The organism is Rahnella bruchi (genome assembly GCF_003614975.1).
Lineage (GTDB): Bacteria > Pseudomonadota > Gammaproteobacteria > Enterobacterales > Enterobacteriaceae > Rahnella > Rahnella bruchi.
This window is the reverse complement of record NZ_QZWI01000007.1, coordinates 23,853-45,855: the sequence shown is the minus strand read 5'-3', so window position 1 is coordinate 45,855 and position 22,003 is coordinate 23,853. Positions and strand designations below refer to the sequence as shown.

General features: G+C 54.9%; 22 protein-coding genes. 9 read left to right on the top strand and 13 right to left on the bottom strand.

Annotated features, from left to right (window positions below):
• Nucleotides 1-64 precede the first annotated feature (64 nt).
• The 3 genes from D5398_RS13600 to asr form a co-directional block, all read right to left on the bottom strand.
• Nucleotides 65-940, bottom strand: coding sequence for a trypsin-like serine peptidase (locus D5398_RS13600; protein ID WP_120508119.1), 876 nt, complete (start codon nt 938-940; stop codon nt 65-67).
• A gap of 138 nt (nt 941-1,078) precedes the next feature.
• On the bottom strand, nt 1,079-1,159 hold the full coding sequence (gene ydgU, locus D5398_RS25900) for a small membrane protein YdgU (RefSeq protein ID WP_455567028.1): 81 nt from the start codon (nt 1,157-1,159) through the stop codon (nt 1,079-1,081).
• A 119-nt stretch (nt 1,160-1,278) separates the two neighbouring features.
• Nucleotides 1,279-1,755, bottom strand: a complete 477-nt coding sequence (gene asr, locus D5398_RS13595; protein ID WP_120506535.1) for an acid resistance repetitive basic protein Asr — start codon at nt 1,753-1,755, stop codon at nt 1,279-1,281.
• A gap of 851 nt (nt 1,756-2,606) precedes the next feature.
• Here asr and D5398_RS13590 point away from each other — a divergent pair.
• From D5398_RS13590 to D5398_RS13575, 4 genes are read left to right on the top strand one after another with little or no spacing between them, the layout of a single operon-like run.
• Nucleotides 2,607-3,434, top strand: coding sequence for an ABC transporter substrate-binding protein (locus tag D5398_RS13590; RefSeq protein WP_120508118.1), 828 nt, complete (start codon nt 2,607-2,609; stop codon nt 3,432-3,434).
• 24 nt (nt 3,435-3,458) lie between these two features.
• A complete protein-coding gene (locus tag D5398_RS13585) occupies nt 3,459-4,289 on the top strand; it encodes an amino acid ABC transporter ATP-binding protein (RefSeq protein ID WP_120508117.1) in 831 nt (276 codons plus the stop codon).
• Nucleotides 4,286-5,059, top strand: coding sequence for an amino acid ABC transporter permease (locus D5398_RS13580; protein ID WP_120508116.1), 774 nt, complete (start codon nt 4,286-4,288; stop codon nt 5,057-5,059). Before D5398_RS13585 ends, D5398_RS13580 begins: the two co-directional genes overlap by 4 nt.
• Nucleotides 5,049-5,741: an amino acid ABC transporter permease gene (locus tag D5398_RS13575; RefSeq protein WP_120508115.1), complete on the top strand. Its 693-nt coding sequence runs from the start codon at nt 5,049-5,051 to the stop codon at nt 5,739-5,741. The genes D5398_RS13580 and D5398_RS13575 overlap by 11 nt, the downstream gene beginning before the upstream one ends.
• On the opposite strand, the gene D5398_RS13570 is transcribed toward D5398_RS13575, so the two are convergent.
• The 4 genes from D5398_RS13570 to D5398_RS13555 are packed head-to-tail and all read right to left on the bottom strand — an operon-like array spanning nt 5,712 to nt 10,830.
• The gene (locus tag D5398_RS13570; RefSeq protein ID WP_120508114.1) at nt 5,712-7,358 is read right to left on the bottom strand and encodes a dipeptide ABC transporter ATP-binding protein; all 1,647 of its coding nucleotides are present in this window, start codon (nt 7,356-7,358) and stop codon (nt 5,712-5,714) included. The two genes, D5398_RS13575 and D5398_RS13570, sit on opposite strands and share 30 nt — an antisense overlap.
• Entirely contained in the window at nt 7,355-8,194 is an 840-nt protein-coding gene (locus D5398_RS13565; RefSeq protein ID WP_120508113.1) for an ABC transporter permease, read from the bottom strand. The genes D5398_RS13570 and D5398_RS13565 overlap by 4 nt, the downstream gene beginning before the upstream one ends.
• Complete coding sequence (locus D5398_RS13560; protein ID WP_120508112.1) at nt 8,191-9,186, bottom strand: ABC transporter permease; 996 nt, start codon at nt 9,184-9,186, stop codon at nt 8,191-8,193. The genes D5398_RS13565 and D5398_RS13560 overlap by 4 nt, the downstream gene beginning before the upstream one ends.
• A 21-nt stretch (nt 9,187-9,207) precedes the next feature.
• Nucleotides 9,208-10,830 carry an ABC transporter substrate-binding protein gene (locus D5398_RS13555; protein ID WP_120508111.1) on the bottom strand — a complete coding sequence of 541 codons (1,623 nt, stop codon included), beginning with the start codon at nt 10,828-10,830 and terminating at the stop codon, nt 9,208-9,210.
• A 292-nt stretch (nt 10,831-11,122) separates the two neighbouring features.
• Here D5398_RS13555 and D5398_RS13550 point away from each other — a divergent pair, with 292 nt between their 5' ends.
• On the top strand, nt 11,123-12,424 hold the full coding sequence (locus tag D5398_RS13550; RefSeq protein WP_208645950.1) for an NtaA/DmoA family FMN-dependent monooxygenase: 1,302 nt from the start codon (nt 11,123-11,125) through the stop codon (nt 12,422-12,424).
• 510 nt (nt 12,425-12,934) lie between these two features.
• On the opposite strand, the gene D5398_RS13545 is transcribed toward D5398_RS13550, so the two are convergent.
• The 6 genes from D5398_RS13545 to D5398_RS13520 form a co-directional block, all read right to left on the bottom strand.
• On the bottom strand, nt 12,935-14,278 hold the full coding sequence (locus D5398_RS13545) for an LLM class flavin-dependent oxidoreductase (RefSeq protein WP_120508109.1): 1,344 nt from the start codon (nt 14,276-14,278) through the stop codon (nt 12,935-12,937).
• Between the two features lie 35 nt (nt 14,279-14,313).
• Nucleotides 14,314-14,874: a GNAT family N-acetyltransferase gene (locus tag D5398_RS13540; RefSeq protein ID WP_120508108.1), complete on the bottom strand. Its 561-nt coding sequence runs from the start codon at nt 14,872-14,874 to the stop codon at nt 14,314-14,316.
• A 9-nt stretch (nt 14,875-14,883) separates the two neighbouring features.
• Nucleotides 14,884-15,882 carry an LLM class flavin-dependent oxidoreductase gene (locus D5398_RS13535; protein ID WP_120508107.1) on the bottom strand — a complete coding sequence of 333 codons (999 nt, stop codon included), beginning with the start codon at nt 15,880-15,882 and terminating at the stop codon, nt 14,884-14,886.
• A gap of 526 nt (nt 15,883-16,408) precedes the next feature.
• A complete protein-coding gene (locus D5398_RS13530) occupies nt 16,409-16,714 on the bottom strand; it encodes a helix-turn-helix domain-containing protein (RefSeq protein WP_120508106.1) in 306 nt (101 codons plus the stop codon).
• 66 nt (nt 16,715-16,780) lie between these two features.
• On the bottom strand, nt 16,781-16,864 hold the full coding sequence (locus tag D5398_RS25850) for an ash family protein (protein ID WP_415838463.1): 84 nt from the start codon (nt 16,862-16,864) through the stop codon (nt 16,781-16,783).
• Between the two features lie 254 nt (nt 16,865-17,118).
• A complete protein-coding gene (locus tag D5398_RS13520) occupies nt 17,119-17,844 on the bottom strand; it encodes a pirin family protein (RefSeq protein ID WP_120508104.1) in 726 nt (241 codons plus the stop codon).
• A gap of 155 nt (nt 17,845-17,999) precedes the next feature.
• Between D5398_RS13520 and D5398_RS13515 the strand changes: the two genes are divergently transcribed.
• The 4 genes from D5398_RS13515 to D5398_RS13500 all read left to right on the top strand — a co-directional run bounded on the left by D5398_RS13515 (nt 18,000) and on the right by D5398_RS13500 (nt 21,970).
• Complete coding sequence (locus D5398_RS13515) at nt 18,000-18,896, top strand: LysR family transcriptional regulator (protein ID WP_120508103.1); 897 nt, start codon at nt 18,000-18,002, stop codon at nt 18,894-18,896.
• 151 nt (nt 18,897-19,047) lie between these two features.
• Nucleotides 19,048-19,815: a phytanoyl-CoA dioxygenase family protein gene (locus D5398_RS13510; RefSeq protein ID WP_120508102.1), complete on the top strand. Its 768-nt coding sequence runs from the start codon at nt 19,048-19,050 to the stop codon at nt 19,813-19,815.
• Nucleotides 19,816-19,956: 141 nt separating this feature from the next.
• Nucleotides 19,957-20,805, top strand: a complete 849-nt coding sequence (locus D5398_RS13505; RefSeq protein WP_120508101.1) for an AraC family transcriptional regulator — start codon at nt 19,957-19,959, stop codon at nt 20,803-20,805.
• A 106-nt stretch (nt 20,806-20,911) separates the two neighbouring features.
• Nucleotides 20,912-21,970, top strand: coding sequence for an NAD(P)-dependent alcohol dehydrogenase (locus D5398_RS13500; protein WP_120508100.1), 1,059 nt, complete (start codon nt 20,912-20,914; stop codon nt 21,968-21,970).
• The last annotated feature ends 33 nt before the right edge of the window (nt 21,971-22,003 follow it).

The following is a 22,003-nucleotide window of genomic DNA, read 5'->3' as shown; positions in this document are numbered from 1 at the left end:
ATTAAAAAACCGCCTTATACATTAAGGCGGTTTTTTTTATGCTCTGAAACGGTGAATTGAATACTTACTGTGCGGGTGCCGGAGAACTGCCGCTGATCACACCGGACGACAGGGTGTTCAGCGCGTCTCGAATTGCCGGAACTGCCAGCGCACGGTTGTCGGCCAGATACCTGTCCTGTGCGGCAGGCGCGGAACTTTGAATGGCAACCAGAGACCAGCCGTCAGCATTTTTAAGCAATAACGGCGAACCGCTGTCGCCTGGCAGCGTGTCGCAACGGTGCGATAATACGCCCGGTTGCGCCCAGCCCGTCACCAGGCAATCCTGATGCACGTATAAATCGTCGAGATGATCTTCCGGATAACCCGCCTGCGTCACTTTCCGGCCTTCCTGCTTGAGCACCGCAGTCAGATCGTCGCGTGAACCTTCCCACAGTGGCAGGGGTTTGATCGGCAGCGCCAGTTTTTCATCCGTCAGGCGGACCAGCGCGAAATCGAACGGAGCCGCTTTCGGCGGAACAATCCAGCCATCGCCATCGGCTTTAAGCTTCTTACCGAGTTTTGGATCCACCAGCGTTTGCAGGGCCGTTATCTGATAACGCCATTTTTGATTGTGGGAAATAAAACGCAGGGCAATCACTTTGTCGATTTTGCCCGGAGGCGCAAGAACACAGTGACCGGCAGTAAGGACCAGATGTTTGGAAATCAGGGTGGCGGTACATAAATTACCGCTTTCGGTTTCAATCTGTCCGATGGCTTGCCATGGCCAGCGCGCCGCTGCGGCGACCTGAGTTCGCTGATCGTGTCCGAAGAACAGGGCAGTTTTTTCTTTTAAGCTGATTGAAGGTGCGTCGCTGTCTGCGTCATCCGGAGAATCTGCATGAACAAGAGGACTGGCAGTAAAACAGAAAAAGCACAAAAAAAGCGGTAACGCGATGCGCATAACATTCTGACCTTGAAAACAGGGAGAACCCGATAACCAGTTATTATGGAACGATTATAGACGGTTATCTTTCGTGTTGGATAGATTTGTCTGATAACTCAATCTTTTGAGGAGATGACGGGCGTCATCCGGGATACTTCAGAAGTAGAAGAACAGGGTGATCAGACCGCAGAGGATCAGAGAGCACAGGGTGATTTCGAACAGGTAGCGGCGCAGCATCTTCCATCAGTACCTCAAGATAAAGAACCGGAGAAAAAAACACCCGGCGAACCGGGTGTTAAATCATCAGTCTTGATAATGGTGAGTAGATACGCTCACAAAGACGTCTTACTGACTACTTATGCTGCTGGAGTTGCTTTTGCAGCTGGTGCAGCTTTTTTAGCGTGTTTCACGTGTTTTTTAGCAGCCTGAGCTTTCTGGGCTACCGGTGCAGCTTTCTTAGCGTGTTTCACGTGTTTTTTAGCAGCCTGGGCTTTCTGCGCTACTGGTGCAGCTTTCTTAGCGTGTTTCACGTGTTTTTTAGCAGCCTGAGCTTTCTGCGCTACTGGTGCAGCTTTTTTAGCGTGTTTCACGTGTTTTTTAGCAGCCTGAGCTTTCTGAGCTACCGGTGCAGCTTTCTTAGCTGCTTTTTTGTGTTTCTTGGCAGCCTGAGCTTTCTGCACAGGTTTTTTATGTGCTTTATGCTTAGTTGCATGAGCCGGAGCAGCGGTAGTTGCTGTTGCAGCAGGTGCCGGAGTTGCAGTGGTTTCAGCAGCGAAAGCAACTGAAGACAGGCCCATTGCAGCGGCTACAACCAGAGCTAATACTTTTTTCATGTGTAATTCCTCAGAATCTTAGTTTAAGTGTCCACCCCACTGCGGGGCCGGTGAAAGAATAATAGGCGCGACGAACAGCGCTGTCCGTGAGTGATTGGTATCGGCGTGTAACGGTATGTACAAAGAGGGGGATTTTAAGAAAATCAGGGGATTACAGGTTGGGGCCGCGTGTGATCGGCCTTTGACTTCAACTTCAACTTCAACTGCAACTGCAACTTCAAAACCGTGGGCGTCGGCCCACACCGACCAGAGACCCGGTAACGCGCGGGCCTCTGGACTCCTCGCTCTTTCACTGCGCGCTATCGCAGGAACGACGGACATGTTCCGATGCCATTGTGTGTGGCGCAAAATGTCATCGCTACGCGATTCCCTCATTTCAGGCTTCGAGCCTCAGGTCTCGAACCGTTCACTCGGTGACATTTTTGAGCACGCCAATATGCTTATCTAAAAGATAAATCCATTCGGTTTTTGAATTTAAGATCGTGCGGGCGTTTCAGGAATCTTGCTGAACGGAGCGGCTTCGAGACCTGTGGCTCGAAGACCGAGAGAAGGCACCGCGCAGTAAAAGAGCCGGAGATTCTTAAGAGGCGCGGCGACAGGCGCCTCTTAAGGCCAGTTTGGGTGGCAACCCAAGGTGTTGACTTTGACCTTACGGCTCATGGTTGCCCGGCACCATCCCGTTTGCTTATGCCTAAATCACCCATCTATATCCTTTTTTGTTAGTGGCACCGCTGTCACCCCCTGTGCAATTCTCTGACTTACAAAAGAAAAACAGGTCTGTATTTGTTCGGAATACTCTATTTGAAAAATTAGGGCGCGAGCCCTCTGAAGACTATTCATAAGGAAAAACGATGGCTGTCATTAACGTTAATAAAACCAAAATTGCTGCGGGTCTGTTTCTGGCGCTCAGCACGATCTCTACTTTCGCCGCCCATGCAGATCAGCTGGCGGACATCAAAAAAGCCGGTGTGGTGAAAGTCGCGACTTTCGATTCCAATCCGCCGTTTGGTTCTGTGGATGCCAAAACGCATGACATCGTCGGTTATGACGTCGATTTCGCGAAGGCGCTGGCCAAAACGCTGGGCGTAAAATTGCAGCTGGTGCCGACCAATCCGGCCAACCGTATTCCGTTATTGCAGTCCGGCAAAGCGGATCTGATTGTGGCTGATATCACCATCACGCCGGAACGCGCGAAAGTGATCGACTTCTCCGTGCCGTATTTCGTCACCGGTCAGCAGTTCCTGATACCCGCGAATTCGCCGGATAAACTGGATGCTTACGCCACGGCGCGTATCGGCGCGGTGAAAGGCACCACTGGCGAGCAGGAATTGCATAACCGCTTCCCGCAATCGCGCGTGCTGTCTTATGACGATATTCCTCTGGCGCTTGCTGCACTGCGTAACGGCAATGTTCAGGCGATTACGCAGGACAGCACAATTCTGGCCGGTTTGCTGGACGGCGCGCCGGACAAAGCGAAATACAAAGTATTGCCTGAATTACTGAGCAAAGAAGAGATTGGCGTGGGCGTCAAAAAAGGCGAAACCAGCCTGCTGAAAGTGGTGAACGATGAGCTGCTGAATCTGGAGAAAAACGGTCAGGCGGTCAGCATTTATAACGTCTGGTTCGGCCCGCAGACAAAATCTCCACAACCGCGTCTGTTCAAAATCGAAGCCAAATAATCTGTTTTATGCAAGGTAATGCACATGCAGCAAGACACTTTCTCAACCGCAGCGACATCTGCGGTTTTTTCACATTCACCGGCCGGTAAAAATGCCGCTGTCGAATTCCGTCAGGTCAGTAAATCTTTCGGCCCGCATGAGGTGATCCGCAAAGTCGATTTACGCGTGGACAGCGGCGAAGTCGTGGCCGTTTGCGGGCCTTCCGGATCGGGGAAATCCACACTGATCCGCCTCATTAATCAGCTCGAATCCGCCAGCAGTGGCGAAATTCTTATCGACAGTCAGCCGACGCAAAACCTCAAAGGTGCCGCATTACGCCAGTTGCGCACGCACATCGGTTTCGTCTTCCAGCAGTTCAACCTTTATGCCCATCTCACCGCTGAGGAAAACGTCAGCCTGGCACTGATTAAAGTCCACGGCTGGAAGAAAAGTGTGGCGCGCGAAAAAGCGCGGGCGTTGCTGACGCGCGTCGGGCTGGGCGATAAGGCGCAGCATTATCCCGAGCAGCTTTCAGGCGGTCAGCAGCAGCGTGTGGCGATTGCACGGGCGCTGGTCACTGACCCGAAGATTATTTTGTTTGATGAACCGACCTCGGCGCTCGATCCGGAAATGATCGGCGAAGTCTTGCTGGTGATGCAGGAACTGGCGAAAAGCGGCATTACCATGATTGTGGTGACGCACGAAATGAGTTTTGCCCGTGAGATCGCCGACCGGGTGATTTTCATGGACGGCGGCGAAATTCTTGAACAGGCGCAGCCGGAAGATTTCTTCCTGCGGCCGCAGCATCCGCGCGCGCAGCGGTTTCTGCAAAAAGTCCTGTTTCCGCTGCATCCGCAGGCAGGAGCAGGGCTATGATCTGGCATCCCGACTGGGCTGGCGTGCTGACCGGCCAGCCTCTGCAATGGATTATCTCCGGCTTTCTCACCACGCTGTACGTCAGCATTGTTGGCAGCCTGCTCGCCACGCTCCTGACTGTGCTGCTGATTGCACTGCGCCTGAGTTCTTCGCGCATTGCCCGTGGCGCGGTGGCGGCGTTTGTCTCGGTTTTTCGCAACACGCCGCTGCTGGTGCAACTGCTGTTTTGGTATTTCGCCGCGTACGGCGCATTGCCGCAAAGCTGGCGTTTTTACATTGGCGACAACCATCCGTGGGCGACGTTTCCGGGCAACATTGCCTGGCTGACACCGGAATTCTTATGTGCCGCGTGGGGGTTGGCGCTGTTCACGGCGGCCTTTCTGGTGGAAGAAGTGCAGGCAGGGCTGAATTCCGTGCCCAAAGGCCAGACGGAAGCAGCGATTTCGCAGGGTTTCAGCCGTAAAACGTTGCTGCTAACCATCCTTTTACCGCAGTCGCTGACCAACGCATGGCAGCCGATCACCGGTCAGTATCTTAACCTGATGAAGCTTTCCTCGCTGGCGACGGGTATCGGTTTTTCGGAACTGACGTATCAGGTCAGCCAGATTGAAAGCTATAACGCGCATGCGTTTGAAGGCTTTGCGGTCGGCACGCTGTTGTATCTGGCGCTCGGACTGATCCTCGGCGGGGTGATGACGGCGTTGGGTCCGAAGCGCCCGCAGCACCGGCCACAGGTGGCACTGACGGAGGAAACCCGCGATGGAATTTGACTGGTCCGTTTTGCACGACAACTTCACGTATTTGCTGTGGGGACGGTTGGCCGACGGCGAGCCGGGTGGGGTATTACTCACCCTGATCATGGCGGCTTCAGCAGGGGTTTTGGCGTTGTTGCTGGGTGTCACGATGGCGGCGCTGGCGTGGCGTTTCGGCGGCTGGACGAGGAAAATCCTGTTTATCTGGGCGTCATTTATCCGTGGGATCCCGCTGATATTCGTCATTTTCTGGCTGTATTTCCTGCTGCCGGTGGTGTTTGGTGGTTCGATTCCCGGCCCGATGACGGTGATCCTGGCGCTGGCATGGTTTACTTCGGCTGCGGTGATGCATTCGACGCTGGCGGGTCTGGAAGCCTTGCCGCGCGGGCAAACTGAAGCGGGGATTGCGTCGGGGATGAGTGACAGCAAAGTGCTGTTGTTCGTGCTGCTGCCGCAGGCCTGGCCGAACCTGCTGCCGTCGTATCTCGGGTTGCTGATTTCCCTGGTCAAAGACACCTCGCTGGCGTTTATCGTCAACGTGCCCGAATTGACCACGGTGGCCGGACAGGTGAATAACCGGGTGCAAATTTACCCGGCGGAAATCTTCCTGCTGGTCGGGCTGATGTATTACCTGCTGTGCGCATCGCTGGCGGCGCTTGCCGGTAAAGCCTTACAGCGCCGCCGCAGTCTGCGAACATAAGCTTTGCGGACGTAAGCTCAATGACGGCAGTGCTTCAATCAGCTTTTTCGTCCACGGATGGGCGGGGCGGTGGAACACATCATCGACCTGTCCGTGTTCCACCACGCTGCCGTCTTTCATCACCATCACCCGGTCGGCCAGATGATGCACCACGCCTAAATCGTGTGAGATAAACAACAGCGCGGTGCGGTGTTCAGCCTGCATTTTTGCCAGCAAATCCAGCACCTGCGCCTGAACAGACACATCCAGCGCGCTCACCGGTTCATCGGCCACCAGCAACGCCGGATTCGGTGCAAAAGCGCGGGCAATCGCCACACGCTGACGCTGACCGCCGGACAGTTCGCGCGGATAACGGTGCAGAAAACTGTCGCCCAGCTGCACTTCATCCAGCAATTGACGGACGCGGTTGCGCCGTTCTTCGCCAAAAACACCCACGCTGTCGAGGCTTTCGCCAATAATCTTTTCCACGTTATAGCGCGGATCAAACGAACTCAGCGGATCCTGCGCAATCAGCTGGATGCCGCGACGTTGCAGCCTGCGCTGCGATTCGGGAACCTGACTCCAGCGTTGTCCCTGAATGTCGATAGTGCCGGATACCGGTTCGGTCAGCCCGAGGATCATCCGTGCCAGCGTGGTTTTCCCTGAGCCGGATTCGCCGACAATCCCCAGCGTTTCACCGGCAAACAGTTGCAGGCTGACGTGATTCACCACGGTTTTACCGGCGTATTCTTTACTGAGATTGTGGGCTTCCAGCACCGGACGGGTGATGGAAATATTGCGTGCAGGCAGCCGTTCGCCACGCTGGCCGGAAAGCTTCAGGCCGCGCATCGCGGGGCTGGGTACCGCTGCCAGCAACTGCTGCGTATAAGGATGTTCCGGCGCGGTCAGCAGTTTATCACCACGACCTTCTTCGACCACTTTGCCCTGATGCATCACCAGAATACGGTCGGCCAGCTGACCGACCACCGACAAATCGTGGCTGATCAGCAGCAGACTTTCGCCGTTGTCGCGCCGCTGTTGCAGCAGATCCAGGATCTGCTTTTGCACTGTCATATCCAGCGCAGTGGTCGGCTCATCGGCAATCAGCAAGCCGGGATTTCCCGCCAGCGCGGTGGCAATCAATACGCGCTGGCGCAAACCGCCGGAAAGCTGATGTGGATAGGCGTTCAGACGATGTTGTGCATCGGGAAATCCGACCGATTTCAGCGAGGAAATCACCTGTTCACTGAGTTGCTGCGGATCGGTTTTACTGCTGGCGGTCAGCGCATCGCGAAGCTGACGTCCGACCTGCCGCAGCGGATCAAGTGACACCAGCGCGTCCTGCAACACGTAGCCAATCTGGCTGCCGCGAATTTTACGCCAGCGTCTCTGACTGGCACCGAGCATGTCCTCGCCGCCAATAACAAAACGGTCGGCAGTAATCCGCGCTTTGGCATCCTGCAAGCCAAGCAGGCTGCGCGCAGTGACGGTTTTTCCTGAGCCAGATTCTCCGACAAACGCCACGGATTCCCCGCGACGCAATTGCAGATTCAGCCCGCTGACAGCGGCCTTTTCACCGTCTGCCGACGGAAAGAAAATCGACAGATTTTGGATATCAATAAACAATTCGCTGCTCATGGACGTTTTCCTTCAAAAGTGGCCTGCCAGTACCGCCCGACCGTGTTAACAGAAATCACGGTCAGGGTGATCGCCACACCCGGCCAGACGCCAATCCACCAGGCATTTCGCAGATAATTACGGCCTTCAGCCAGCATCAGCCCCCATTCGGCGGTTGGCGGCTGCGGCCCCATGCCGAGAAAACTCAGCCCGGCAGTACCGATAATCGCGGTGCCCAGCCCGAGCGTCGCCAGTGCGGGAACGTGCGCAATGGCGTGCGGAAGCACATGACGCCAGACCAGCACGTGACGCTTCAGCCCCAGCGTGCGCGCCTGTTCGACATAACCGGAAGACATCACCACGAAAGTCTGCGCCCGCACCACACGGGTGAAACGCGGCACCGACGCCACACCGAGCGCGAAAATAAGATTGGTGGTGCCGGGGCCGGTAAAGGCAATCAACATCAGCGCCAGCAGCAAATCCGGAAAGGCAGAAACCACGTCCACCGCGCGGCTGATCAGCTCATCCAGCGGCCCTTTGAACAAACCCGCCAGCAGGCCGAGCAAGCTGCCGATACTGACCGCCACCACCATTGCCGCCAGACTGATCAGCAGGGAATATCGGCTGCCATAAATAATGCGCGACAGCACGTCACGGCCCAGCTGATCGGTACCCAGCCAGTGAGTGGCGGAAGGCGCGAGCTGCGCGTTAACCGGATCGGCATTCAGCGGATCATAATGGGTGAGCAGAGCAGGGAAGATCACCGCCAGCAGCACCAGAAGTAAAAATCCAGAAGCCAGCAGAACACCGGCAGAAAAACGGCGTGTGACGCGCCCGGAAAGCAGAGTCTGACTCATGAGTTTTCCTCCCCGGCGGCGGGTGCGTCGCGCAGCCGCGGATCGATAAAGAGATACAAAATATCCACCAGCGTGCTGAGCACCACGTACACCAGCGCAGAGAAAATCGCGACGGCCAACACGACGGGCAAATCTTTCCCCAGCACCGCATCGACGGTAATTTTGCCCAGCCCCGGACGGCCAAAGACCTGTTCGGTGATCACCGCACCACTGAGCAGGCCACCAATCAACCAGCCGGTGAGGGTGACCGCAGGCAGCGCGGCGTGGCGCAAAGCATGGCGTAAACGGATAACGGTATTGCCTAAGCCCCAGGCGCGCAGCGTCAGAACAAATGGCTCATCGAGCGCATCTTCCAGCCCGCGTCGCAGCACCTGTGATACCACCGCGCCCTGAGCAAGACCCAGTGAAAACGCCGGTAGCACCAGCGATGAAAAGCTGCGGTCACCGGCCACCGGAAACCAGCGCAGGGTAAAGCTGAAGATAAACAGCAGCACGATGCCGAGCCAGAAAGAGGGCGTAGACGCCAGAATCAGCTCGACAGAGCCGGCAATCCGTTGCCCCCAGCGGCGGTGCGCGGTCGTTACCGCCATCAGCACGGCAAACACCAGGCTGACCACCAGCGCCAGTCCGGTGAGTTTCAGCGTCGGCCACAGTTGCGATAACACCAGCGAACTGACGTCGGTATTGAGCATGTACGAACGGCCAAAATCGCCGTGCAGCACGCGCCACAGATAATGCAGATATTGCAGATACAGCGGCTGATCCAGCCCCCATTCGGCGCGGATCGCCGCTTCAATCGCCGGGGTATGTACCTGTTCGCCCATCAGCAAACTGACGATATCGCCCGGCGCAAGGTAAACGCTGATAAATGACAGCGTGACCGCTGCCCACAGCACCAGCATGCCGGTGAGGATCCGCCGGGTGATCCGCCCGCGCCAGGAAGCTTTGGCCTTAGGCCGACGGGGAGAAATAAATGCAGTTTCAGCCGACATGTTCTGACTCCTTACTTCTGATTAATGCTTGCTCAGCCAGACGTCATAGGCATTTTCCGGCATTTGTTTGAATGGCCTGAAGCCGACACCGTGCACGTATGACGCCGCTGCAATCTGGTCCTCCGGCTCGTAAAGCGGGATCGCCAGCGCCTGCTGCAACACCACGAAATTCTGCAACTGACCATAGAACGTTTTGCGCTGTGCGTTATCCAGCGTCAGCGACGCCCCTTTGAGCAGCGGAATAATTTCCGGCGCATCGGTACGGCTGTAGTTGATCGAACCGCCACCATTCACCGGCAGATAATGGTTTTCAATATCGATGCCGTCGGTATCGGTATTCGAATTGGCAATCGAACCGAACTGGCCAGTTTTGCGCACTTCGGTATAGGTACCGGAATCGACATATCGGATTTTCAGATCCACGCCGAGCCGTTGACGTGCCTGCGCCTGTACCGCCTGCAACAGCACGTCGCGCTGGTCGCGCACGGTAGCCTGCGCCTGAATAATTTCGATGCTCAGCGGCTTGCCGTCTTTAGTGCGGATACCGTCTGCACCTTTGGTTTTCCAGCCAGCTTCGTCGAGCAGCTGATTAGCAAGCGTCGTGTTATTGCCGTATTTACCGCTCAGGCTGGCGTCATACAACGGATCGACCGGCGACGTAATGCCCCATACGCGTGTACGTTCGCCGCGATAAATCGACTGCAAAATCGGTGAAATATCCAGACCCTGTAAAATCGCCTGACGAACTTTAACGTCCTGCGTCGGGCCATATTTCACGTTGAGGAACAGCGAATACGGCGTACCGGTATTGAGCGCGTTCTGGTAAGTGAAATCAGGATTGTCTTTAAACTCACCGGCATCGTTGCCGGAAACGCCTTCAATCACATCGACCTGACCGGAAAGCAGTGCGCCAGTACGCACCGAGGATTCAGGCAGGAAACGGTACGTGATCCCTTCGAGATACGCCGGCCCCTGATGTTTCGCATTCGCCGACGCCCAGCGGTAATCCGGGTTACGCACATACTCAATCTGCTGGCCTTTCTCATAGCGTTTGAGAATAAACGGACCGGTTCCCGCGAGGTCGGTGCCGCCGGATTTCAGCTGCGGTGACGTCCAGGAGGAAGGCGAAATCAGCTTCAGGCCGGAAGCAAATGACAGGAACGGGCTGTATACGTCTTTCAGTGTAATGCTGACGGTGTGCCCGTCCGGCGTTTCGACGCTGGCAATTCGTCCGGCCAGCGCGCAAATACTCGACCCTGCGCAATACGTTGGATCCTGTGCATGACGAAAGTTTTCGGCGACAGCAGCGGCATTGAATTTCTCGCCGTTGGAGAATTTGACGTCATCGCGCAGGGTAAACGTGTAGGTTTTGCCGTCGTCCGACACCTGATAACCGGTCGCCAGCCACGGTATGTACGAGCCGTCCGGCTTGCGTGCTAACAGTGATTCATAGGCGACGCGCAGAATAAGCTCGGCTTTAGACTGACCGTTTAACTGCGGATTGAGCGTATTGGGTTCGGTTTCTACGCCCCACGTCAGATTTCCGCCTTGCTGCGGTTGTTCAGCGGCATACAGCGACTGGCCGCAAGAGAGCACTAACAGCGCGAGTGCAGAAAGAGAACGGACGTTAAAAGAGGATTTCATACATTTCCCGTCAGGTAATAAGCCATGAATTATTCGAATGAACTCAGTCAATAACACCGCTTTATTCCGCGCGGCTGAAGGGATTATTAATGTCAGGTTGCTAAGTTGTAAAATCACAATATTTGCTTACCAGCATCAATAAATGACTTAGTGAATTTCTGCGGTTTAAAGAAGGCGGCAAATACCGGCTTATCTCAATAGAGGGTAATAAAATGCTTTTTTGTTCGTGGTGTAATTAGCGCGGGTCTCTATTTTTAACGCAGACAGTTATGTGCAGATAAAGGAGATGAGATTGACGAATATATCCCGCAGACGCTTAAAAACCCTGGTCGGGGCAGGGAGTGTGATCCACGCGTCGAACGACACCCGCCGCCAGACCGGTATGTCCCGCGCCATCTCGCTGGCTAATATTGCAGAAAGAGAAAAAATTACCGGTTTGTTTACTGCCGATTTGTTGCAGGCTGACCCGGAAGGGCTGTCCGGTTCGACCGGCAGTCAGGATCCGTTGATTACGCTTGCCGCGCTGAGTCAGGTCACGTCACAAATCGGGCTGATTGCCACGGTGTCCACCACCTATCAGCACCCGTATAACCTGGCGCGGTTGATCGGCACGCTCGATCATGTCAGCGGCGGACGAGCGGGCTGGAACGCGGTAACGTCTTCGGTTGGCGAAGAGAATTTCGGTGACATTCAGCTCCCCGCGCCAGAGGTGCGCTACGCCAGAGCCACAGAATTTATCGAAGTGATAAACGCTTTATTCGATGCCAATCAGGCAGAAGCCGTGGTGCGTAACCAAAACGGCGGGGTGAATATCGATCCCCGCAAACTGCATCCGATCAATCATCGCGGGGATTTTTTCCGCGTTCAGGGCCCGCTGAACGTTCCGCCGCCGCCACAACACCGGCCGGTACAGTTTCAGGCCGGACAGTCGGAAGAGGGACTGAAACTTGGTGCGAAATACGCGGAAGTGATCTATACCTCGCAGCCCACGCTGGAGGATGCGAAAGCTTTTGTTGAGCGCGTTCATCATCACGCCGATGCCTTTGGACGCCATGAAAACCGGCCGCTTATCATGAATTCGTTCCATTCGATCATCGGTGAAAGTCCTTCCGACGTGGCACGCCGGTTGTTTGAAAAACACGAGCGAATTGACTATCAGCAGGGGCGTCTGAAAGTGGCGGATATGCTGGGCGGCGACATTGATTTGCGCGACGCCGCGCTGGATCAGCCCATCCCGCTGCGGCTGTTGCCTGACATCGAACAAATAAACCGCCGTCGCGGTCGTGCGGAAATATTCAAGCGTTTTGCCTTACAGGGACTGACGCTTCGCGAACTGATCGTGCAGGCCCAGGAAACCGGCCACTGGTTTGTCGCCGGTACGCCGGAACAACTCGCCAACGCCATCGAAGAACGCTACCGCGCCGGTGTGCTGGATGTGATTTCCTTGCACGGGTTGGGGCAGGCAGATCAGGAAGATTTGCTGATTAACGGTTTGCTGCCGGAGCTGCGCAAACGCGGGCTGATTGATACCGAGTATGGAGGGGGGGATTTCAGATCCAATCTTGGATTGGCATCCAAACTGCCGGGGGGCTAACGGTAATACTCTGGGTAAATTCAAGGTCGTGGGCGTCGGCCCACACCGACCAGAGACCCGGTAACGCGCGGGCCTATGGACTCCGCGCTGTCGCAGGCACGACGGACATGTTCCGGCGCAATTGTGAGTGGCGCAAAATGTCAATATGCTTATCTAAAGATAAATCCATTCCTTTTTTGAATTTAAGATCGTGCGGGCGGTTCAGAAATCTTGCTGAACGGAGCGGCTTCGAGACCAGTGGCTCGAAGACCGAGAGAAGGCACCGCGCAGCGGCAAGATTTCCAGCCTGTCGCAGTGATACCTGAAACATAGCCAGCGAGCGTTAGCGCGCAGTAAAAGAGCCGGAGATTCTTAAGAGGCGCGGCGACAGGCGCCTCTTAAGGCCAGTTTGGGTGGCAACCCAAGGTTTTAATCTTGGCCAAGCCAGTTTGGGTGGCAACCCAAGGTGTTGAACTTGATCCAAACCATGGTGGGCGGCGAGCCCACGGTGTTGACATTAATAGGTTGATTTTAGGCCGTCAGTGCATCGGAATGCACACCCTTAGCTGTGAATTGATTCTCCGGCTCCCGTAGCCCCAGATTCCCCCGCAGTGTCCCTGCCTCATATTCCGTCCGGTATAATCCCCGCGCCTGCAAAATCGGGATCACCCTGTCGATGAAATCGTCGAACGCCGTCGGGGTTCCTCCGCGGACGATAAAGCCGTCGGTCGCGCCCGAGGTGAACCAGTGTTCGAGACCGTCGGCGACGTTTTCTGCGGTGCCGAAGAACGTCGGGCGAGGGGTGGCGGCTTCCAGTGCGGCCTGGCGCAGTGTCAGGCCATGTTCGCGGGCGTTACGTTTGATTTCATCTGTGGTGCTGCGAAAACTGTTTTGCCCTAAATCACCGATGTCCGGGAACAGGGCATCTGGGTCGTATTGCGCAAAATCATGGTGTTCGAAATAGCGGCCAAGATAATCGAGTGCGCTTTCCAGCGTCACCAGCTGCGCGGTTTCCTGGTATTTACGCTCGGCATCGGCAGGCGAGTCGCCGATGATCACGCTGATGCCCTGGAAGACGCGGATGTCTTCGGCGTCGCGCCCGTTTTCCACCAGCTGGCGCTGAACGTCGAGTCGGAACGCTCGCGCCAGTTCCGGGGTTTCCTGACGGGTGTAAATGGCGTCAGCGGCTTCGGCGGCGAAGGCTTTGCCCTGTTCTGAAGCCCCGGCCTGAAAGACTATCGGGCGGCCCTGCGGCGAGCGGCCGACATTCAGCGGACCCTGCACCGAAAAGTATTTGCCGTGATGGTTGAGCGTATGCAGCTTCTGTGGCGCAAAAAACTGGCCGGTGGTTTTGTTGCGCACAAACGCGTCTTTTTCCCATGAATCCCACAGACCTTTCACCACGCTGACGTATTCGCTGGCGATACGGTAACGCTCATCATGTTCCGGATGCTTATCGCGGGAAAAGTTTTTCGCCGAGCCTTCCAGCGGTGAGGTCACCACGTTCCACCCCGCACGTCCACCGCTAAGATGATCGAGGCTGGCGAACTGGCGTGCGACGGTAAACGGCTCGCTGTAAGAGGTCGATAATGTCGCTACCAGCCCGATTTTTTGAGTGACCAGCGATAAAGCGGAAAGCAATGTGATCGGCTCAAAACGGTTGAGAAAATGCGGGATAGATTTTTCAGTAATATAAAGTCCGTCGGCGACAAATAAAAAATCAAACTTAGCCTGCTCGGCTCTCTGTGCTAATTGCTGGCAGAACTGAATGTTAATACTGGCATCCGACACGGCATCCGGATGACGCCATGCGGACATATTTCCGGATGCGCCCTGAATAATAGCACCCAGACGTAATTGTTTTTTCTGACTCATTATTTCATCCTTAAGATTATATTATTCAGCCGCCGTTAAGCCAGCGTGCGTAATTCAGCGATAGAGCGAACCAGCGGAGCCTGCTCCTGCGCGTCGAAAGCCTGCTGATTGAGGATTTTGCGCAGATATACCAGTTCCACACCCAGCGGATTGGTCGCCAGATGAAACGGCTCATAACCCCGTCGCTGATACAAAGCGGTCAGCCACGGGTGTTTCACCGCCGTCGCCAGATACACCGCCGGTGATTTCAGCGTGTCGCGCAGAAACGTTTCTTCGACGTAGCTGATAATTTCATGACCAAAACCTTGACCTTTGGCGTGTTCCGCCACCGCAAACCAGTGTACAAACGGCCACGGTGCAAGATGATTTTTCGCCGGTGTCCACAGAAAACGGGTGGTCAGCGTCGCGGTGAGCACGCCGTCATTTTCCAGCACGTAAGTGGTTTCATTGCGAATAACATCACGCACATCTTCAACGCTGGCGCGGGTAATAGTGAAATGAATGTTATGTTCCAGCAGCGGTTCGTAAGCCTTTTGCAAAAGGCTGTGCAGCGCTGCGGCTTCTGATTCCTGAGCGAGGCGGATCACATGGCTCATATTGCGTCCTTAAGCTAGCGCAACGCTGGTTGTTGCTAACAGTTCGAGGGAACGCAGGCGGGCGCTGGGTTGAGATACCGGCGTATCAATGATAAATTCTTCCACACCGTAGCGTGCCTGCAACGCATCCAGCTGCTGATGAACATCCTCACCGGTGCCGTAGATCACTTCAGACTGACGTTCTTCAATACGATGAGATTTGGCTTTTGACTGGCGCAGATAAGCCTCAACTTGTTCATGGCTGCCGACGTTAACGCTTTGTCCGTCGCTGGCGATAACGCGGTAGCGCTGCGTTTTATCCACCAGCCGTGCGGCCTGCCCGGTGGTATCGGCCACAATGACCGGCACAGCGAGAAGGGCCTGTTTGCCATGACTGTCGTGCGAATAAGCGGAAAGGGCGCTGGAAATATCACGCTCGTCGGCATTCAGATGCGCGGCAAAGACGAAATTCCAGCCGAGACTGGCGGCCAGACGGGCGCTTTGTTCGCTGGCGCCTAACAAGAATCGTGAAGCCGACTGAGGTGGCTGAGGCGTTGCAGAAAGTGCATCGGCGTCCTTCCCTCTGACGGGCACGGACAGCCAGTCGTCGAGCTGACGCAATTGTTCGGCAAAATCGCCCTTACGTGCGGGATCCACCGCGTATTGCAGCGCATGCGTCGAAAGCGGTAATCCCCCCGGCGCTTTGCCGATGCCGATATCCACGCGACCGGGGGCCAGTGACGCCAGCTGATTGAAGTTTTCAGCCACTTTATACGGGCTGTAATGTTGCAACATGACGCCGCCGGAACCGACCCGCAGGCGATGTGTATGCGCAAGGATCCAGGCGATCACGATTTCCGGAGAAGAGATCGCGAGTTTTTCAGTATTATGATGTTCCGCCAGCCAGAACCGGTGATATCCCCACTCTTCTGCTTTTCTGGCCAGTTCCAGCGTCCGCCGCAACGCCGCTGCGGCATCTTCATGCTCATCCAGCGGACTTTTTTCAAGCAAACTCAAACGGTATCCCATCGTTTTCCCTTATGTTCGCAACACATCGTTAACAGTGATTATTAAAGTCAGGGACAAACGATGTAAAACAACAATAGTTGCTATGGAGTTGCGGGAGATGGAATAGGAGGTGGGATTGGTGGCCACATGCGGGTTAAGGTCAAAATCAAGGTCGTGGGTTGCCACCCACACCGGCCTCAAGGGGCGCCTATCGCAGCCCCCCTTGAGAATCCCAGGCTCTTTTAACTGCGCGCTGTCGCAGGCCCGACGGACATATTCTGTTGCATCAGTGAGTGGCGCAAAATGTCATCGCTGCGCGATCCCCGAATTTCAGGTTTCGAGCCATAGGTCTCGAACCATTCATTCGGTGCCATTTTTGAGCACGCCAATCAACCTTTTTAAAAGATGAAAAACAGTCTGCCGTTGAATTTAAGATCGTGCGGGCTGCGAGCCCACGACCTTGATTTTGATTTTGAATTAAAGGCGCGAAACGTCACCCACCTGTCCCTCAAAGAAGGGCGCATTTTCTGCGCCCCCGGATAAACTGCTATTCAGGAGACGACGTTTTCTTATAGGCAGGTCTCAATGGCCTTTCAACAAATTCCATTGTGACAGCATTAAAGTAACGACTGGGCCAAATCGTGGAGGGAGGAACACCAATTGCCTGAGCGATCAGCAATTCGCCTTTTGGCCACGGGCGGGACAAAGCATTAGACAAAGTGGAAGAACCCAGACCTGCCGCACGGGATACCGCGGCCAGAGTGGTACCTTTTTTGCGCAGTGCCGCAATAATGTCGGCAGGGTGCCAGTCCTGAAAAGGAAAAGATATATTGGTTGGATAGTTTGTGGTCATTTCGCAGTTTCCGTTGCAAAGCGATAAATGGCTACCACGGGAGGTGCAAATCTCTATGGTGATAGCTCAGACGGAGTTTGCACTACCGGTCACAACGGATGCCGGCCAGTCCGAAGACTGCCCCCTCTGAGCCACCATTGATGCGTGCATATTACACGAATGAGTAATAAGCAACAGGTGTGCAAAGGCCTCGATATATAACGTAAAGCATATATATCGACGTTGTGATATCCGGGGTGCAAATCCCGGCTGCGGATTTTGCCGCAGCAATTCAACTATAGCGTAAATGAGTAGCGTAAACCAATCGCATAAGAGCTGGGTTAATATTGATTTACATAGAGATTTTATGCGTTCAGCTAAAAACAAAAAAGCCTCCCCATCAGGGGAGGCTGGAACTGTGGCAATCAGCGGGTCGGATGATTCACTTCGACCGGACGCAAATCAAACAGCAATACTTCTGCCTGATCCCCGTCGGTGAAAGTCAGTTTATCTTCCTGACGAACCCGCGCACCGTCGCCGGTTCTGAACTCAATACCGTTCACTTTGATGCTGCCGCGGGCCACGTGGATGTAGGCATAACGCTCCGGGTTAAGTTCTACTGTCGCCTGCTCCGCACCATCGAAGAAACCGGCATAAATCTTCATGTCCTGACGAACGGTCAGTGAGCCGTCGGTGCCTTGCGGTGAAACCACCAGACGGAATTTCCCGCGCTTATCGGCTTCGGCCACGGATACCTGCTGGTATCCCGGTTTGGTGCCGTTTTCCGCAGGTACAATCCAGATTTGCAGGAAATGCACGCCTTCGTCGCCGGAATTGTTGAACTCACTGTGCGTCACGCCGGAGCCTGCGCTCATCAGCTGCACATCACCGGGGACAATCACTGAGCCGGTACCCATTGAGTCTTTATGCGCCAGTGCGCCTTCCAGCACATAAGAAATGATTTCCATGTTGCTGTGTGGGTGTGCGCCAAAGCCGCGGCCTGCTGCGACCTGATCATCGTTGATGACCAGCAGGTCTGAGAAACCGACCTGTTTTGGATCCCAGTAACTGGCGAAAGAGAATGTGTGACGGGAATGCAACCAGCCGTGGTCACCTAAGCCGCGTTGTTCAGAGAGACGTTGTTCGATCATGGTGTACTCCTCAGTGTGTCAGGGAGGAAGTGCGTTTGCGCTTCCGATGAACAGAGAATACACGTAAACTAATTTACTCAACAATGAGGTGGTTTGACTATCACTGTCACGGTTTAGTTGACAATGGTGTGGCATTCAGAAGAGGGGAGAAAGTGATGCAGATTGAAGATCTTCGTATTTTTGTCGCGGTGATAAAAGCCGGAAGTTTCACTGCCGCTGCCGAACAGTTGTTGTTGTCGAAGCAATACGTCAGCCGCCGCATGGCTGCACTGGAAGCAGGACTCAACGCCCGTCTGCTCAACCGCAATACCCGCAAACTTTCGGTCACCGAATCCGGGCAGCTGTTTGCCGGGCATGCGCAGCGTATCCTCGACGATATCGAAGAAGCAGAGCGGGCGGTGTCGCAAAAGCGCCAGGTATTGCAGGGCTCGTATCGCCTGAGTATTCCGATGTCATTTGGTATCAGCCATCTTTCGCCGCTGATTGCCGAATTTCTCGGGCAACATCCGGCGATTCAGTTTCAGGTGGAGCTGGTGGACCGGTATGTTGATCTGATCGGGGAAGGATTCGATATCGCACTGCGTATCGGCAATCTGGCGGATTCTTCGCTGGTGGCGCGCCGTCTCGGTGAACTGAAGCGGGTGATCTGCTGTAGCCCGCAGTATCTGGAGCGCATGGGCACGCCGCAAACGCCGGAAGACCTGTTGCAGCATCAGTGTCTGCGTTATGGCCGCGAAGGCCAGACCGGCTGGGAGCTGGATCACAACGGCAAGCGCCGGTTATTCGAAGTGCGTGGCCCGATTGTGAGCAATAACGGCGAAGTGCTGCGCGATGCCGCCGTGGCCGGACTCGGGTTGGTGTTGCTGCCGGAATTTATCGTCGGTCCGGCGTTGCAGTACGGCGCGCTGGTGCGGGTGCTGGATGATTTTCACCCCGGCGCGCTGAGCCTGCATGCGATTTATCCGCAGCATCGTCAGCGCAGCGAAGTCACCCGCGTGTTTCTGGATTTTTTACAGGAACGTCTGAAAGCGCAGCGTGTCTCTGCGACATGAGCCGCTGTATTCCCGTCCCGGAAATTAACGCTGTCTCACACTTTTTTCGCCATCACACAAATATCCAGTATTTCGTAGGTTTTGCATCGTTTTTTCCTATAAAAACTGCCGTACTTTTATGTTACGCAAACGTTAACTGAAGGGGCGAGAAATGAACCATTCATCTGAACAGTACCTGGACGCACTGGGCGCCACACAACCGCTGACACAGGCGCAAGCCGACGAACTGGAGACCCGCGGTTACATTGTTATTCATAATGTTATCGATAAAGACTGGCTGGAAGATATGCGCACCGCCTTCGATTCTCTGGTGGAAAAAGAGGGCGATAATCTGGCGGTTGAACACCATCAGGAAGCCACAGCGACCCGCATCGCCAACATGATTAACAAAGGCACGGTGTGGGAAAAGGTGTGGTCGCATCCGCTGATCCTGTCTGTCTGCCATCATATTTTTCAGAGCGCGTTCAAGGTATCCAGCCTGAACGGTCGCGAAGCGCTGCACCACGGCGGACATCAGCCACTGCATGCGGACTGGAAAAAACCGCGCCCGGATTTCCCTAAGGTGCATCTGGTGAATGCTATCGTGGCGATTGACGATTTGAGCGCAGCCAACGGCGCACCGCGCATTATTCCGGGCACTCACCATCGACCAGAATTGCCGGAAGATGTGCTGGCCGATGTGGGGCTGCCGCATCCGGATGAAGTGGTGTTTGAGGCACCGGCAGGCAGCGTGATGATTTACAACGCGCACGCCTGGCATGGTGGCACCAATAACCAGACAGGCACACGCCGTCGCGTGTTGCACAGCCTTTATATTGATCGTGAGGATGCGCAGCAGCAGGATCAGCGCAAATGGCTGAAGCCTGAAACCGCCAGCCGCCTGACGCAGGCACAGAAATGGCTGCTCGATGTGCTCTGAATCGCATTAATCCTGAAAGCCCGACGCTGTGCGGGCTTTTATGTTTCCGGGCATTGAGCCCGCTCACACTCTCTGATTTCTGCTTCAGCCCGAAATTGTTACGGGTATGTTATTCTGAAAAGAAATCAATGAGAGAGTGCCATGCTGCCAGACGTGATAGAAACACTCTTCCGGTCGGTTTCCGGCAGCGATGCGTTCGCCATCCGGTTCCCCGATAATTCTCAGCCGCCGCCCGAACTGGCGTCGTTGGTCAGCTTCCCGCGTATTGAATTTGTGATTGAAGGCGAAGTGCGTGACCGCAGCGTGCTGGCCGACAAAGGTCTGTTACGCGAAGGCGACGCCCTTTATATTCCCGGCGGAAAATGGAACCTGACGCTCTGGCAGCGGCCCGCCATTTTACTCAGCATTCTGTTCAGTAAAGAAAAGCTCGGGTTCAGTTTGCAGTTCTGGGACGGGGAAAAATTTACCGGCACAGATAAGCAAAGCGTCCCGCGCCTCGGACCGCGCGTCGGGTCGTTTCTGTTGCAGGCCATGAATGAAATTGTCTCCAATCCGGACGATCAGCAAACCGCCCGCTGCGTGGTGGCGGGACTGCTGAGTCATTGCCAGGAACAGCTGGCTAACCGCGCGCAAATTCTCACCCGCAGCGGCGCGCTGTTTGAAGTGATCAAAAAGTACATCGAAGAAAATGCCTCGCTGCCGCTGACGCGGGAAAACGTCGCGAAGCGTTTTCACATTACGCCCAATTATCTTTCCCACCTGTTTCGCAAATCCGGCGATATCGGTTTCAGCGAATATCTCAATCATGTCCGGCTGGAAAGAGCGAAATTGCTGCTAAAAGGCTACGAGCTGAAAATTAAAGAAGTAGCGAACAGCTGCGGTTTTGTCGACAGTAACTATTTTTGCCGCGTTTTCAGGAAAAGTACCGCCCGTTCACCCTCACAATACCGCAGCCAGTGGCTGAGTCAGTTGCCGGAACGTAAATCCTAAGCATGCAGGTTGGCAGGATCAGGCAAGAAATAAAGAGAACTGTGGCTTGTTGCTGCGGGCTTTAAATCTATAGTAGATGGGTCATTAACGACTCAGGAGCTGACTGATGAAAACTGTTGGATTTGCGGCCTACGATCCTAAAAAACCGCTTGCCCCGTACGCCTTTGAGCGTCGCGGCCTGCGTGATAACGATGTGGCAATGGAAATTCTGTACTGCGGTGTCTGCCATTCAGATTTGCATACTGCGAGAAATGACTGGGGCTGGAGCTATTATCCGATTGTTCCCGGCCATGAGATTGTCGGACGCGTGACCCAAATTGGTAGTCAGGTCAGCCGTTACAAGATTGGCGATCATGTCGCGGTCGGTTGCATGGTGGACAGCTGTCAGGAATGCGACCAGTGTAAAAAAGGTGAAGAACAGCTGTGTCGTGAAGGGAATACCGGAACTTACGCCGGGTATGACCGTTTCACCAAAGAACCGACACAGGGCGGATATTCCAAGCATTTAGTGGTGCGCGAAGAGTTCTGTCTGCGTATGCCGGAAGGGTTAGACCTGTCCAAAGCTGCGCCGTTGCTGTGCGCCGGGATCACCACCTGGTCGCCGCTGAAAACCTGGAACGTCAAACCGGGCAGCCGTGTGGGCGTGATTGGTCTGGGCGGTCTGGGCCATATGGCGGTAAAACTGGCGGTCGGTCTGGGTGCGGATGTCACCGTGGTCAGCCGTTCGAATGCCAAAGAAGCCGATGCCCTGGCGCTGGGCGCGAACCGTTTGCTGGTCAGCGCGGACAGCGATGCCATGGCACAGTCACACGATCATTTCGATTTAATCATCGATACCGTGCCGGTAAAACATGACATCACGCCGTACCTGCCGTTGCTGGACGTGGACGGCACGCTGGTGCTGGTCGGGCAGGTCGGGCCGATGGACGAATTCAACACCGTTCCGTTGCTGCTGGGCCGTCGTCGCGTGGCCGGTTCACCTATCGGCGGGATCCGCGAAACTCAGGAAATGCTCGATTTCTGTGCCGAGAAAAACATTCTGCCGGATTGTGAAATGATCCTTATGGAAGAAATTAACGAAGCGTTTGAGCGTATGGAAAGAGCGGACGTGCGTTATCGTTTCGTGATTGATATGGCGTCTCTGGAAGCGCCTGCGGCAGTGTGACTGTCTGATTAACCACGCAGAAACAAAAATGGC

What these genes read in the sequence shown, in the direction of transcription:
- D5398_RS13530 (WP_120508106.1), bottom strand. Translation starts at nt 16,714, where the DNA reads ATGACCACAAACTATCCAACCAATATATCTTTTCCTTTTCAGGACTGG.
- ydgU (WP_455567028.1), bottom strand. Translation starts at nt 1,159, where the DNA reads ATGCTGCGCCGCTACCTGTTCGAAATCACCCTGTGCTCTCTGATCCTC.
- D5398_RS13570 (WP_120508114.1), bottom strand. Translation starts at nt 7,358, where the DNA reads ATGAGCAGCGAATTGTTTATTGATATCCAAAATCTGTCGATTTTCTTT.
- D5398_RS13540 (WP_120508108.1), bottom strand. Translation starts at nt 14,874, where the DNA reads ATGAGCCATGTGATCCGCCTCGCTCAGGAATCAGAAGCCGCAGCGCTG.
- D5398_RS13575 (WP_120508115.1), top strand. Translation starts at nt 5,049, where the DNA reads ATGGAATTTGACTGGTCCGTTTTGCACGACAACTTCACGTATTTGCTG.
- D5398_RS25850 (WP_415838463.1), bottom strand. Translation starts at nt 16,864, where the DNA reads ATGCACGCATCAATGGTGGCTCAGAGGGGGCAGTCTTCGGACTGGCCG.
- D5398_RS13580 (WP_120508116.1), top strand. Translation starts at nt 4,286, where the DNA reads ATGATCTGGCATCCCGACTGGGCTGGCGTGCTGACCGGCCAGCCTCTG.
- D5398_RS13515 (WP_120508103.1), top strand. Translation starts at nt 18,000, where the DNA reads ATGCAGATTGAAGATCTTCGTATTTTTGTCGCGGTGATAAAAGCCGGA.
- asr (WP_120506535.1), bottom strand. Translation starts at nt 1,755, where the DNA reads ATGAAAAAAGTATTAGCTCTGGTTGTAGCCGCTGCAATGGGCCTGTCT.
- D5398_RS13545 (WP_120508109.1), bottom strand. Translation starts at nt 14,278, where the DNA reads ATGAGTCAGAAAAAACAATTACGTCTGGGTGCTATTATTCAGGGCGCA.
- D5398_RS13590 (WP_120508118.1), top strand. Translation starts at nt 2,607, where the DNA reads ATGGCTGTCATTAACGTTAATAAAACCAAAATTGCTGCGGGTCTGTTT.
- D5398_RS13520 (WP_120508104.1), bottom strand. Translation starts at nt 17,844, where the DNA reads ATGATCGAACAACGTCTCTCTGAACAACGCGGCTTAGGTGACCACGGC.
- D5398_RS13535 (WP_120508107.1), bottom strand. Translation starts at nt 15,882, where the DNA reads ATGGGATACCGTTTGAGTTTGCTTGAAAAAAGTCCGCTGGATGAGCAT.
- D5398_RS13600 (WP_120508119.1), bottom strand. Translation starts at nt 940, where the DNA reads ATGCGCATCGCGTTACCGCTTTTTTTGTGCTTTTTCTGTTTTACTGCC.
- D5398_RS13500 (WP_120508100.1), top strand. Translation starts at nt 20,912, where the DNA reads ATGAAAACTGTTGGATTTGCGGCCTACGATCCTAAAAAACCGCTTGCC.
- D5398_RS13560 (WP_120508112.1), bottom strand. Translation starts at nt 9,186, where the DNA reads ATGTCGGCTGAAACTGCATTTATTTCTCCCCGTCGGCCTAAGGCCAAA.
- D5398_RS13585 (WP_120508117.1), top strand. Translation starts at nt 3,459, where the DNA reads ATGCAGCAAGACACTTTCTCAACCGCAGCGACATCTGCGGTTTTTTCA.
- D5398_RS13555 (WP_120508111.1), bottom strand. Translation starts at nt 10,830, where the DNA reads ATGAAATCCTCTTTTAACGTCCGTTCTCTTTCTGCACTCGCGCTGTTA.
- D5398_RS13510 (WP_120508102.1), top strand. Translation starts at nt 19,048, where the DNA reads ATGAACCATTCATCTGAACAGTACCTGGACGCACTGGGCGCCACACAA.
- D5398_RS13505 (WP_120508101.1), top strand. Translation starts at nt 19,957, where the DNA reads ATGCTGCCAGACGTGATAGAAACACTCTTCCGGTCGGTTTCCGGCAGC.
- D5398_RS13565 (WP_120508113.1), bottom strand. Translation starts at nt 8,194, where the DNA reads ATGAGTCAGACTCTGCTTTCCGGGCGCGTCACACGCCGTTTTTCTGCC.